We start from the raw sequence: 14,905 nt of genomic DNA on the forward strand, positions 1-14,905 counted from the left end.
AGTTTGACAAATTAGTATATATTTAACATTCAATTTTGTAACAACACATCTAACACTAACCATAAAATGAAAAAAATTACTTTATTGTTGATTTTACTTTGTTTAAGTTTATCAATTAATGCACAAATTACAACCTATCCATACTCTGAAGATTTTGAAGCAGGTGATGGTGGATGGATTGCCGATAATGCAACAAATGGAACATGGACTTTAGGAACTCCTGCTGCAACTGTTATTAATAGTGCTGCCTCAGGAGTAAACTCATGGACTACAAATTTAACAGGAGATTATAATAATTCAGATAACTCTACAGTTACAAGTCCTATTTTTGACTTTTCAACTTTGGCTGCACCAGCTATTTCTTTGAGTATATGGTGGGAGTCAGAATTTAGTTGGGATGGCACAGTTTTACAATCTTCAATAGATGGAGGTACAACATGGGTTAATGTTGGAGCGCTAGGTGATGCAGGCAACTGGTATACAGATGGAACAATAGGCGGAAACCCTGGTGGTCAGCAAACAGGTTGGACAGGACGAAATGGTACAGGATCTAATGGTTGGGTAACAGGCAATCATGCACTAACAGGTTTAGCAGGACAATCTAGTGTAATATTACGTATCGCTTTTGGTTCAGATGGATCAGTTTCTAGTGAAGGTGTAGCTTTCGATGATATATCTGTTTTCGATGTAACATGTCCAGAACCTTCTGATTTTGCTTTAGTTAGCGCAACTTCAACTACCGCAACTCTATCATGGACAGCAGGTCCAACGACAGCATGGGAAATAGTAGTACAAGCTCCAGGAACAGGATTGCCTTCGGCAGCAGGTACAGCAACTACAAACAATCCACATACTGAAACGGGATTAACGCCAGCAACAAACTACGAAGCTTATATACGATCAGATTGTGGTGGTGAGTTTAGTATTTGGGTTGGCCCAATAAATTTTGCTACAGAATGCACAACATTTGTTGCTCCTTATACAGAAGGTTTTGAAAATGCAGGAACAATTCCTTTATGCTGGACAATGGATGGTGGTGAAGATTGGGAGTTTGCAGATAATGGAGGTTTTGACCATATTGGTAATAATGGAACATTAACTGGTTCTACTGCTACAAATGGTTATTTTGCTTGGGTAGATTCTTCAGGAACACAAGCAGCTGCAAATTTAACTACGCCTTTAATAGATGTTTCGGGTTTAACTACTCCAGCAATAACTTTTTATGAGATTAGTGATAATGAAGGTGATGCTAACTCACAACTAGACGTAGAAGTTTGGGATGGTGCTGCATGGAATCTAATGGCAACATATAATACAAATACTAGTGGTTGGGAACAGCGCACAATTAATATAAGTACACTAACTATTACTGGAGATGTTCAAGCTAGATTTGTTTTCTCAGAATTAGTGTCTGGTGATTTTAGTGATGATATAGCTATAGATGATGTTACTTTTGATGAGCTACCTACATGTGTAAACCCATCAAACTTAGTTGTTGATAGTACAACATCAACTACAGCTACTTTATCATGGACTGCTATCGGATCTGAAACAGTATGGGAAGTAACAGTACAAGCACTTGGCACTGGTACACCTACAACAGCAGGTGATTCTACTACATCTAATCCTTATGTTGCTACTGGATTAACACCAGCAACTTCTTACGAATATTATGTAAGAGCAGATTGTGGAGGTGGTGATTATAGCGACTGGATAGGAATAGGAACCTTCGATACAGAATGTACAACATATATAGCACCATATACAGAAGGTTTTGAAAATGCAGGAACTATACCTTTGTGTTGGACAATGGATGGTGGTGAAGATTGGGAATTTGCAGATGATGGAGGTTTTGACCATATTGGTAATGATGGAACATTAACTGGTACTACAGCTACCAACAATTACTTTGCTTGGGTAGATTCTTCAGGAGACGATGGACCATCAACATTATACACACCATTTGTAGATGTTTCTCCTTTAGCAACACCTACACTTTCATTTTATGAAATTAGTGATAATGAAGGTAATGCCAATTCTACTTTAGAGGTAGAGGTTTGGGATGGAGCAGCTTGGAATCTGATGGGAACATATAACACAAATACTAATGGTTGGGAAGAAATATTTATAGATTTAAGTGGGTTAACCATTACTGGAGATGTACAAGCGCGATTTATCTTTTCTGAAACAACTAATGATTTTTTCGATGATATTGCAATAGACGATGTTACTTTCGATGAGGCACCAACTTGTTTTGATCCAACCGCTACTTACACTATTATAGATGACTGTATCAATGGTTCTCAATTTTTAGTAGATATAGATGTAACTTATTTTGGTGGTGCAACATCTGTTTCAGTACAAGATAATCAAGGAGGTACTCCTGTTTCTGTTTCAACAACAACCGGTGTAACTCAATTTGGACCATATCCATTGAACACAGATGTTATTTTTACCGTAAGTAGCGAGCAAGACACTTGTTCTTCCACAAGTCCAACTATTAATCTTCCTACTTGTCCACCATCAAACGATAACTGTGAAAATGCTATTTCAGTAACTGCAAATGCAGATGGAAACTGTACTAATTTTGTAAGTGGTACTTTATTTGGAGCTACAACATCTCCACAAACTAATCCATGTACAGGAACAGCAAATGATGATGTTTGGTATACTTTTACAGCAATAAATACAGATCAAGCTATTAGTTTTAGTAATATTACAGGTCCAACAACATTTTTATCACATGGATTATATGAAGGAACGGATTGTAATAATCTTACAAACTTATATTGTAGTACTGCTGACGAAAGTATTGCAAATGGATTAACTGTAGGAAACACATACTACATAAGAGTCTTTACATTTAATAACGATCCTTTTCAAGATGTAACTTTCGATTTATGTGTGTACTCTATTCCTCCTCCAATTACAACTAGTATAACACAATACACTGTTACAGAATTAGTAGAAGATATATTAGTAAATTCTCCATGTTCAACAATAAGTAACGTAACATCATCTACAGGAACGGATTTTGGTTCAGACAATGGTATTGGATATTTTGAAGCAAATGGCTCTGGATTCCCTTTTGAAAGCGGAATTATAATGACGACTGGTAATGCAGAAAATGCACCAGGACCAGAAACGGGATCATTGAGTGATGGAGATAATAGCTGGCCGGGAGATGCAGATTTAGAAGCTGTTATAAATGAAGGAACAACTAATAATGCTTCTGTTATTGAATTTGATTTTGTACCATTCATTGAAGCAATGTCTTTCGAATTTATTTTCGCTGCTGAAGAATATGGAGGTTTCCAATGTGGATACTCAGATGCATTTGCATTTTTACTTACAGATACTGTAACGGGTATAACTACTAATATTGCTGTAGTTCCAGGAACAACAACACCTGTATCTGTATTTACAATTAGAGATGACGCATACAATGCAAGTTGCCCTTCAGCAAATCCAGAATTGTTTGATGCCTATTATGGGAATGGCGGATTACCTGCATTAACAAACCCAACTAACTTTATAGGTAGAACTGTACCATTAACAGCAATGTCTACAGTAATCCCAAATAGAACTTATCATATTAAATTAGTAATTGCAGATGATGGAGATACCGCTTTTGATTCGGCAGTATTTTTAAATGCAGGTAGTTTTGAAATAGGAGAAGTAGATTTAGGAGAAGATATTCTTTTAGCAAATGGAAATGCAAATTGTGAAGGAGATGAAGTTACCTTAGATGTTGGCGTTCCTGTAGGAGACAATGCAACAATTACATGGTATACTATTGATGAATTTTTAATTCAAGAACCTGTATTAGACGAAAATGGAGTTCCTGAAAACGGTTTAACATTAGATGTTACAGAAAGCAACACCTACCAAGTAGAAATAGTTTTAAACTCAAGTGCTTCATGTTTTGTAATTGATAATATTATTGTAGAATTTTTCCCTAATCCAGAAACACCAGAAACACTTCCAGATGTTCTTGGGTGTGATATTGATAATTCAGGTCAAGCACTATTTAACTTAACCGAAAATGAAGCTCTTATTTTAGGCACACAAACAGATGAAACTGTTACTTACTACGAAACTGCAATCGATGCTGAAGACGGAACTAACCCAATAACAAATGCTACAGCATACCAAAGTATTGCTCCAACTATAATCTATTATAGAATAGAGACCAATACTACTGGTTGCTCTAAAACATCTACTTTTAACCTAGCACTAGCTCCTAAACCTATTTTAGTACAAGCTAATGACATATTAGGTTGTGATGATGATGAAGATGGTATTTCTAATTACGATTTAACATCAAATGAAACAGTAATAGCTAATGGTCAAGCTGGTTTAACATTTGCTTACTACATGACTTTAGTTGATGCTGAAACAAGTTCAAATCCTATTTCTAACCCAACCGATTTTGATGGAGGAGCACAAACTATATTTGTAAGAGCTGAAAATGCAAACGGATGTTTTGAAACAACAACATTTAATTTAATATTTGGAACTTCACCTATAACTTCATTCAATATGGATGTAGATTACGAAGTATGCCCTAACGCAACAGCACCAATTACTGTAACGGCATCAGGCGATAATTATACAGAAAGCGATGTAACTATAACTTGGTACAATGAAGGTGTATTAGTAGCTGGCCAAACAGGTTTAAGTATTAATAATGTACTTACTTCTGGAACCTATACTATAGAAGTTATGTTTAATGAAACTGGCTGTACTGCTAGTGAAGACATTTTTGTAGATGAACTAGAAACTTGTATTATACCGCAAGGTATCTCTCCTAATGGAGATGGATTAAACGATACTTTTGACTTAAGTAGTTTTGATGTTCAACGCTTAACAATCTTTAATAGAAACGGTGTTAAGGTTTACGAGAAGACTAATTATACAAACGAGTGGTATGGTCAATCTTTAGATGGCGATGAGTTACCAGTAGGAACTTATTACTATGTAATGGATTACCAAGGAAACAAAAGCAAAGCTGCTTGGGTATACGTCAATAGAGAAAACAAATAATCGAACCAACTAGAAACCAATAATAATACAGATGAAGAACATACTATATATAGTATTCCTAGTAGTTATAGGCGTACAAGCGCAGCAAGATCCGCAGTACACGCAATACATGTACAACATGAATGTAATTAATCCTGCATATGCAGGATCAAGTGAAAGCGTATCCATAGGTGCATTATACCGCAGTCAATGGGTGGGTTTAGAAGGCTCGCCAAGTACAGGAACCTTATCTATACATTCTCCGGTAGGAAATAGAGTGGGTTTAGGTTTATCGTTAATTAATGATGAAGTTGGACCAGTAAGAGAAACCAATGCTTATGTCGATTTCTCTTATACTTTACCAGTAGGAAACATTACAAAATTAGCTTTTGGTTTAAAAGCCGGAGCTACTTTCCACGATATTGGATTAACAAGTGTAGAAACTATAGATGCTGATGATCCATTTTTCTCGCAAGATGTTAATGAGACTACAGCAAATGTAGGTGCAGGTGTATACTTATACCAACCTAACCGTTGGTATCTATCTGCTTCGATGCCTAACATTTTAAATGGAACACATTTAGATAGAGATGGTAGAAAAATAGGATCTGAAAGTGAACATTTATTTGCAGCTGCAGGATATGTGTTTGATTTATCAGAAAACTTTAAATTAAAGCCACATGCTTTAATGAAGTTTGCTTTCGATGCACCAATAAGTTACGATGTAAACCTAAATCTATTCATGTACGATGTTGTAGAAATAGGCGCAGGATACAGACTGGACGATTCTTTTAGTGGTATGGTAAACTTTATGGTTTCACCATCAATGAGAATTGGTTATGCTTACGATGCTATTCAATCAGAATTAAACGTAGTTACAGATGCTTCTCACGAGATCTTTATAAACTTCGATATCGATTTACCAAAAAAAGTATCACGTTCACCACGTTATTTCTAAACCACATAAGCTAACACAAAAGACACGACCAGATGAAACATTTAAAATTAATTATAACACTAGTCATTCTAACTAGCTTTAGCGTTACAGCGCAAACTAAGGCAACAAAGAAAGCCGATAAGCATTTTGCTAAGTTTGAATTTGTAGAAGCCATAGAGGACTATACTAAGTTAACAGAAAAAGGAGAGGCAGATACTTACGTCTATGGACGTTTAGCAGAAGCTAATTACAATATATTTAATACTGTAGAAGCAGAAAAGTGGTATGCAAAAGCCTTAGAAACTTCTCAAGAACCAGAAATGCTTTTTAAATATTCTGAAATGCTAAAAGCAAACGGAAAGGACAAAGAAGCAAATGCACAAATGCGCAATTTTGCGGCGATTAAGCCACAAGATGATAGGGCTGTTATGTTTTTAGCTAATCCAGATTACTTAACAAAACTTCAAGCCAAAGAAGAAAAGTTTACAGCTAAAAACTTAGACATTAACTCTTCTGCTTCTGATTTCGGTGGTGTTATACAAGATGGGAAATTATATTTTTCTTCTGCTAGAAATAATAGTAGAAAAAAATATGGATGGAACGAAGAGCCATTTTTAGATATATACACTTCAGAAGTCACTTCAGGAGACACTTATGCAGAACCAGAATTAATTGGAGGTAAAATTAATACAAAATACCATGAAGGTATTACTACTTTCTCTCCAGATGGTAAAACTATGTATTTCTCAAGAGAAAGTTTCTTTGAAAACCTATACGAAAAAGACACTTTGACGAATACTAAAATAAGTGTTATTCACTTATTTAAAGCAACAAAATCTGAAGTTAACAAATGGGAAGACATACAACCTTTAAGTATTAATAATAAAGATTACTCTGTAAAAAATCCATCTGTAAGTTTAGACGGAAAAACACTATATTTTGCATCTAACATGCCAGGAGGCTCTGGATTGTTCGATATTTACATGGCCCCTATTCAAGATAACGGAATGGTTGGTACTCCTGTGAATCTTGGAAAAAAAGTAAATACTCAAGGACAAGAAATGTTTCCTTATGCAGGTGATGGTGAATATTTATACTTCTCTTCTAACGGTCATTTAGGCCTAGGAAATCTTGATGTTTTCTACACAAACTTATCAGGAACAGAATCTGTAAAAAACATTGGAGCACCTATTAATAGTAAAGCCGATGATTTTGCCTTTGTAATTAACAACGATAAAGATGGATATGTTTCATCTAACAGAGCGGGAGGAAAAGGAAACGATGACATTTATGCAATAAAAGAAATAAAGCCTTTATGTGATGTTGATATGATTGTAAGTGTAGAAAACGTAGAAACAGGAGAAAAAATCCCTAACGCTACAGTTACACTTCACGATGATAAAGGAACTGTATTAGATACCGCAACTACAAATGCACAAGGTATTGTAAACTTCAAAACAGATTGTGAAATTGAAACGAGTTTAAAAATAACAAAAGAAGCATTTGAAGATGCATCTCAAACTGTTTCAGGTACAAAAGAAGAAACTTTAAATGTAAGCGTTGACTTAACACCAATTAAGAAAATTATTATTGAAGACCGTGTAGTATTAGAGCCTATTTATTTTGACTTTAACAAATCGGATATCACAGTACAAGGAGCAAACGAATTAGATAAGTTAATACTAGTAATGAATAAGTATCCTGATATGGTTATTTACGCTACTTCTCATACAGATAATAGAGGTAAAGATGGATACAACCTTCGCCTTTCTGAAAGAAGAGCACAATCAACAGTTGCTTACGTAATTTCAAAAGGTATCAATGCTGAAAGAATCTCTGGTAACGGAAAAGGAGAAAGCGAACCTTTAATAGATTGTAAAAAATCATGTACAGAAGAAGATCATCAACTTAATCGACGTTCTGATTTTAAAATCATAAGTGGTGGACCATCTACCAATTAAAACTTAATAACCTGTTTAACCAACTTTATTAAAACCAGAAAAAAGCCACAACATATGTTGTGGCTTTTTTTATTACAACCTCTCTTTACTCAATTTAATCCAAAAAAAAAGGAGCTAATAAAATTATTAGCTCCTTTAAAATATTGTTTTGTAAGTATGTTTAGACTATTTAGCTAAAGCATAACGTCTCTCAACTTCGTTCCAGTTAATTACATTAAAAAATGCATTAATATAATCTGGTCTTCTGTTTTGGTAATTTAAGTAGTAAGCATGTTCCCATACATCTAAACCTAATATTGGAGTTCCTCCACAAGTTACACCTGGCATTAATGGATTGTCTTGGTTTGGTGTAGAACACACTTCAACCTTTCCTCCTTTATGCACACATAACCAAGCCCAACCAGAACCAAATTGTGTTGCTGCCGCACTACTAAAAGCGTCTTTAAAAGCATCTACAGATCCATAAGCTATCTCAATTGCTTCTTTTAAATCTCCAGATAAACGTCCTTTATCTTCTGGATTCATTACATCCCAAAATAATGAATGGTTATAAAAACCACCACCATTATTTCTAACACCTTTATTATCCATATCAAGATTAGTTAATATGTTCTCTATAGTCTTCCCTTCTAAATCTGTACCTTCAATAGCTGCATTTAATTTAGATGTATATCCATTGTGGTGTTTAGAGTGATGTATTTCCATTGTACGAGCGTCGATATTTGGTTCTAAAGCGTCGTAAGCGTATTTTAATTTCGGTAATTCGAAAGCCATAATTTTATATGTTTATGTTAATAATTCTTTGAGTGTAAATTTAACACTTTAACAAATCAATTAAAAATTAAACCCATATTATGTCTTTTGTTTTAATAATACTTTAACAACGTGATTTTTAATCGGTTCCGATTTCTTCTTAAAAAAATGAAATTTCATCAATCTTCACCCGAATTGTTTTTATCTTGTACTAAAAATATTAAATGTCGTCAAACTCTTCATTTCAAGTCTATAATGCCTCTGCTGGAAGTGGTAAAACGTTCACTTTAGTTAAGGAATACCTTAAAATTTTATTTTCCTCTTCAGGAAATTATCAATTCAGAAATATTCTTGCCATTACATTTACCAATAAAGCAGTTGGCGAAATGAAAGCGCGTATTTTAGAAATGTTGAAGACTTTTTCTGAAGACGATTCTTTAAAAAATCCGCATCCAATGTTTTCAAATATTGTTGAAGATTTAAAGATGAAACCTGAGGTGCTTCAAAAAAAAGCTAAAGATATTTTAAATACCATAATGCATAATTATGCTGCTTTCGATATTTCTACTATTGATGGCTTTAACCATAGACTAATTAGAACCTTTGCACACGATTTAAATTTACCATTAAATTTTGAAGTAGAATTAGATACAGAGTCTCTATTAAATGAAGCTGTAGATCGTTTAATAGCTAAAGCAGGAACCAATAAGGAGCTAACAAAAATACTAGTAGATTTTGCTATAGAAAAAGCTGATGATGATAAAAGCTGGGACGTTTCTAGAGATTTTAATAATATAGCAAAATTACTAACGAAGGAAAGTGATTTAGAATATGTAAAAACCTTGAACAACAAATCTCTTAACGATTTCTCATTACTTAAAACAACTTTAAAAGAAACAATTAAAGACATTGAAAAAGAATGTATGGACATTGGTGAAAAGGCATTAACTTTAATTGAAAACAATAACATTCCTCAAAACCATTTTAGATACGGCGACCTTCCAAAACATTTTATTAAACTAAAAAACATTAAAATAAGTGATTTAAATTTTGAAGGCAGGCTAGCTACCGATTTAGAAAACGAAAAATACTATACAGCAAAAGCAACAGCTGACACGAAACAAAGTATTGAAAGTATAATAGAAGAGTTAAAAACATTATTTTACAAATCTAAAACCTTACCTGAACGTTATTTATTACCGATAGCTATATATAAAAATCTAACACCACTGTCTGTTTTAACAGTTATCAACAAGGAATTAATTGATATTAAAACCGAAGAAAATAAAATGCTAATTAGCGAGTTTAACGCAATTATTAGTAATGAAATAAAAGGTCAACCTACGCCATTTATATACGAGCGAATGGGTGAAAAATTTAAGCATTATTTTATAGATGAGTTTCAAGACACATCGGAAATGCAATGGGAAAACTTAACACCATTAGTGGATAGTACTTTATCTGGAGAAAATATTAAATCAGAAAAAGGAACTGCCATGATTGTTGGAGATGCGAAACAAGCCATATACAGATGGAGAGGCGGTAAAGCAGAACAGTTTATGGAGTTATTTAATAAAACCTCAAAACCATTCTATATAGAACAAGATGTTAAAAACTTAGGTTCAAATTTTAGAAGTTTTGAAACGGTAGTTAATTTTAACAATGCTTTATTTAAGCACATTTCTACATACGCTCTTTCAAAGAAAGATTATGCAAATCTTTATGAACAATCACATCAAGAACCATCTAAAGACACTAAAGGATATGTAAACCTTAATTTTATCGATTTTCAAGACGAAGACACTGATAAAGATGAAATTTACACGCAACATGTTTACAATACAATTTTAGCCTGCCAGAAAAATGGTTACGCCTTAAAAGACATTTGTATTCTGGTTAGAAAGAAAAAACATGGAGTTGCAATTGCAGAATTTTTAAGTAGTCAAAATCTAAAGATTACATCTAGCGAAACAATGTTAATTAATAATGCACCAGAAGTACAACTAATAAATAATGTGCTTACTGTGTTAGTAAATCCAAATGACACAGAATGCAAAGTAAATATTTTAGATTTTTTAGCTGATAAATATGCTATTAAAGACAAGCATGCATTTTTTAAAAACCATTTATTTTTAGATTTAGAACATTTCTTTAAAAGCTTTGAATCTTTTGGAATAAATATTAACCCAAATCTATTAGTACAACAAGGTTTATTCGATTTAGCTGAAACGGTTGTAAGAAGTTTTAAATTAGTAGAAAAATCAAATGCATACGTTCAGTTTTATTTAGATACGGTTTTAGAGTATTCACAAAAAAACATTTCAGACTTATCTTCTTACCTAGAGTATTTCAACTCTAAAAAAGACAAGTTAAGTATTGTTTCTCCTCAAGAACAAGATGCAATACAAATAATGACTATTCATAAATCTAAAGGTTTAGAATTTCCGGTTGTTATTTTCCCGTATGCAGAAGATGATATATCCAGAGCACATAAAGACCATAAAGAATGGTTTCCAATAGATGAAAAACAATATAATGGCTTTAAATACTCTTTGTTAAACTATAATAAAGAATTAGGTATTCTAGGCTCAAAAGGAAAAGAACTTTATTTAAAACACAAATCTGAATTAGAATTAGATAATCTTAATATATTTTACGTAGCATTAACAAGGCCTGTAGAACAATTATACATAATAGGAAAAAAAGACATTAGTAAAAAAGGAGAATTAAATTTAAAATCTTACTCCGGTTTATTAATAGATTATTTAATGAATACTGGACATTGGAAAGACACCGAAACCGTTTACAGTTTTGGAACTCCACAAAAACCAGAATCAAAAGAGAAAGAACTAAGTATTAAAACCATAGAACAACAAGAATTTATATCTACAGCAAAAGAAGATCATAATATTAAAGTGATTGCAAGCTCTGGATATCTTTGGGACACCAAACAGGAAGACGCAATAGAAAAAGGAAACTTGGTCCATGATATTATGGAACACATAAAAACAGAAAGTGATATCGACATTGCTATTAACGATTTTGAAAGCAATGGCATAATAAATACAACCCAAGCAAAAGCTTTAAAAGAATCAATATTAGAAATTATAAATCATACAGATTTAAAAACATATTTCTCTGAAGACAATATCATTTATAACGAACGTGATATTATTTCTAAAACAGGTAAACTATACAGACCGGACCGTTTAATTATAAACAATAAAAATGAAGCAGTCATTATAGATTACAAAACAGGACTACACAACCCTAAATACCAACACCAATTACAAGATTACCAAGACGTTTTAGAAGAGATGGATTTTAAAGTAACTAAAAAACTACTTTTATATATTAATAAGGGCATAACTATTAAAACTTATAATTAATGTTTTATAAATTTGTACAATCAACTAATAAAAAATAAGCATGTACGGTAAAATACAACAACACTTACAACAAGAAATAAAAGACATTAAAGATAACGGACTTTATAAAGAAGAACGTATAATCACATCACCACAAGGTGCAGAGATTACTTTAAGCACAGGCGAAACAGTATTAAATTTCTGTGCGAACAACTACTTAGGCTTATCATCTCATCCGGATGTAATCCAAGCAGCAAAAGATGCTATGGATACTCATGGTTTTGGAATGAGTTCTGTTCGTTTTATTTGTGGCACACAAGATATTCACAAAGAATTAGAGCAAAAGATAGCAGATTTTTACGGTACAGAGGATACAATATTATATGCAGCAGCCTTCGATGCTAATGGTGGTGTTTTTGAACCTTTATTAGGAAAGGAGGATGCAATAATTTCAGATTCTTTAAATCATGCTTCAATTATAGATGGTGTTCGTTTATGTAAAGCCGCACGCTACCGTTACCAAAATAACGACATGGCAGACTTAGAGCAACAACTAATTGATGCTAATAACAATGGAGCAAGACACAAAATAATAGTAACAGATGGTGTGTTCTCTATGGATGGATTGGTAGCACCTCTAGATAAAATATGCGATTTAGCAGATAAATATGATGCATTAGTTATGATTGACGAGTGCCATGCAACTGGTTTTATTGGTGCAACAGGAATAGGTACTTTAGAAGAAAAAGGAGTATTAGGTCGTGTAGACATTATTACTGGAACACTTGGTAAAGCATTAGGTGGAGCAATGGGAGGTTATACTACTGCAAAAAAAGAAGTAATAGACTTATTACGTCAACGTTCAAGACCATATTTGTTTTCTAATTCCTTAGCGCCTGCAATTGTTGGTGCTTCTATTAAGGTATTCGATATGCTTAAAAACGATACTTCTTTAAGAGACAAGCTTGAAAGCAATACCAATTACTTTAAAAAAGGAATGAAATCTGCTGGTTTCGATATTATTGATGGAGATTCGGCAATTGTACCTGTAATGCTATATGATGCTAAACTATCTCAAACAATGGCAAATATGTTATTAAAAGAAGGTATTTATGTTATTGGCTTCTTCTTTCCTGTAGTACCAAAAGAAAAAGCACGTATTAGAGTTCAACTGTCTGCAGCTCATGAACAAGCCCACCTAGACAAGGCTATTGAAGCGTTTATAAAGGTTGGTAAAACACTTGAAATTATTAAATAGACACTATTAATTATGATATTTTAATAAATTAATAAATATTTTTATATATTTATCTTTGTTAATAATGTTTAACAACTTATTTTTGCTTTTAATTAACACTTAAAAATTAAATTTTTGAATATGAAAAATCTTAGCAGATTATTATTCACTCTAGTACTTGTAGTAAGTTTTAGTAATGTGAATGCACAAGACCAAGACAATCCTTGGGCTATTAATTTTGGAATTAACGCGGTAGACTTTTTCTCAGGAGAGGATTCGTTTGATGCTGGAGTATTTGATGAATACTTTAACGCAGAAGATCACTGGAATATTCTTCCTTCATTATCTACAATATCTGTATCTAAGTATATGGGTAACAACTTTTCTTTACAAGCTGGTGGTTCTATCAACAAAATTGAAAAGTACGGTGATGTAGCTGTATCGAATTTAAATTATTATGCTATTGATGGTAACGTAAGATACCATTTTGCTGAAATAATAAAAAGTAAAAGATTAGATCCAGCAGTAGGTATTGGTGGTGGTTACACGTGGGTTGAAGAAGGTCCATTAAACACTAACGGAACTGGTGGAAGCAACAACAATGGTGCTGCAACTTTAAATGGTTCTTTAGGTTTAACTTACTGGATATCTGATAACATTGGATTATTCGTAGAGTCTAAATACAAGCATGCTTTTGAAGATTACTTAGATACTCACTTCCAACATTCTGCAGGAATAGCTGTGAAATTTGGAGGAACTGATACTGATGGTGATGGTATATTCGATAAGAATGATGCTTGTCCAGAAGTTGCTGGTTTAGAAGCTTTCAACGGTTGTCCTGATACTGATGGTGACGGAATCGAAGATTCTAAAGATTCTTGTCCTAACGAAGCTGGTTTAGCTGAGTTTAACGGATGTCCTGATACTGATGGTGACGGAGTTGTAGATGGTAGCGATGATTGTCCTACTGTTAAAGGTCTTAAATCTTTAAACGGTTGTCCTGATGCTGATGGCGATGGTGTAACAGATGCTAAAGATAAATGTCCTAAAGAAGCTGGTCCAGCTGCAAACAATGGATGTCCTTGGCCTGATACTGACGGTGACGGTGTAACTGATAATGTTGACAAATGTCCTAAAGTTGTAGGTACAGTTGCAAACAACGGTTGTCCTGAAGTTGTTGAAGTTGTTCAACCAACTCAAGAAGTTATCGAAAAATTAAACGCTTACGCTAGAACTATCTTATTTAACTCTGGAAAATCAAGTTTCAAAGAACAAGCTTACCAGTCTTTAAAAGATATTACAGCAATCTTAAAAGAATACCCAGACTCTAACTTCTCTATCGAAGGTCATACTGATAGTGTAGGAGCAAAATCTTCTAACCAGTTATTATCTGAAAGAAGAGCGAACGCAGTAAGAGATTACTTAATCGCTAATGGTATTTCTAAAGCTAGATTAACATCTTACGGTTTTGGTGAAGATTACCCAGTAGATTCTAATGCTACAAGAAACGGTAGAGCTAACAACAGACGTACTGAGATTAAACTTAAAAAATAAGTTTCTCAATACTTTCAAATAAGTTTTTAAAAACGCTTCGGTTTACCGAAGCGTTTTTTATTTTTATACA

The 14,905-nt window shown here is 33.4% G+C and carries 7 protein-coding genes; 6 read left to right on the forward strand and 1 reads right to left on the reverse strand.

Going from position 1 to position 14,905, the window contains the following annotated elements; all coding sequences use genetic code 11:
- The first annotated feature begins 66 nt into the window (after window positions 1-66).
- From Q0935_RS04520 to Q0935_RS04530, 3 genes are read left to right on the forward strand one after another with little or no spacing between them, the layout of a single operon-like run.
- The gene (locus Q0935_RS04520) at window positions 67-5,046 is read left to right on the forward strand and encodes a choice-of-anchor L domain-containing protein (protein ID WP_299382760.1); all 4,980 of its coding nucleotides are present in this window, start codon (window positions 67-69) and stop codon (window positions 5,044-5,046) included.
- A gap of 31 nt (window positions 5,047-5,077) precedes the next feature.
- Window positions 5,078-5,983, forward strand: coding sequence for a type IX secretion system membrane protein PorP/SprF (locus Q0935_RS04525; RefSeq protein ID WP_299249042.1), 906 nt, complete (start codon window positions 5,078-5,080; stop codon window positions 5,981-5,983).
- A 32-nt stretch (window positions 5,984-6,015) separates the two neighbouring features.
- Window positions 6,016-7,923, forward strand: a complete 1,908-nt coding sequence (locus Q0935_RS04530; RefSeq protein WP_299382762.1) for an OmpA family protein — start codon at window positions 6,016-6,018, stop codon at window positions 7,921-7,923.
- 165 nt (window positions 7,924-8,088) lie between these two features.
- On the opposite strand, the gene Q0935_RS04535 is transcribed toward Q0935_RS04530, so the two are convergent.
- On the reverse strand, window positions 8,089-8,697 hold the full coding sequence (locus Q0935_RS04535) for a superoxide dismutase (protein ID WP_299382765.1): 609 nt from the start codon (window positions 8,695-8,697) through the stop codon (window positions 8,089-8,091).
- A 203-nt stretch (window positions 8,698-8,900) separates the two neighbouring features.
- On the opposite strand from Q0935_RS04535, the gene Q0935_RS04540 reads away from it, so the two are divergent.
- From Q0935_RS04540 to Q0935_RS04550, 3 genes are all read left to right on the forward strand, one after another.
- Complete coding sequence (locus tag Q0935_RS04540) at window positions 8,901-12,065, forward strand: exodeoxyribonuclease V subunit beta (RefSeq protein WP_299382768.1); 3,165 nt, start codon at window positions 8,901-8,903, stop codon at window positions 12,063-12,065.
- A gap of 40 nt (window positions 12,066-12,105) precedes the next feature.
- The gene (gene kbl, locus Q0935_RS04545) at window positions 12,106-13,302 is read left to right on the forward strand and encodes a glycine C-acetyltransferase (RefSeq protein WP_299249030.1); all 1,197 of its coding nucleotides are present in this window, start codon (window positions 12,106-12,108) and stop codon (window positions 13,300-13,302) included.
- Between the two features lie 120 nt (window positions 13,303-13,422).
- Window positions 13,423-14,835, forward strand: coding sequence for an OmpA family protein (locus Q0935_RS04550; RefSeq protein ID WP_299382771.1), 1,413 nt, complete (start codon window positions 13,423-13,425; stop codon window positions 14,833-14,835).
- Window positions 14,836-14,905: the final 70 nt, after the last annotated feature.

The organism is uncultured Lacinutrix sp., assembly GCF_947500605.1.
GTDB lineage: Bacteria > Bacteroidota > Bacteroidia > Flavobacteriales > Flavobacteriaceae > Lacinutrix.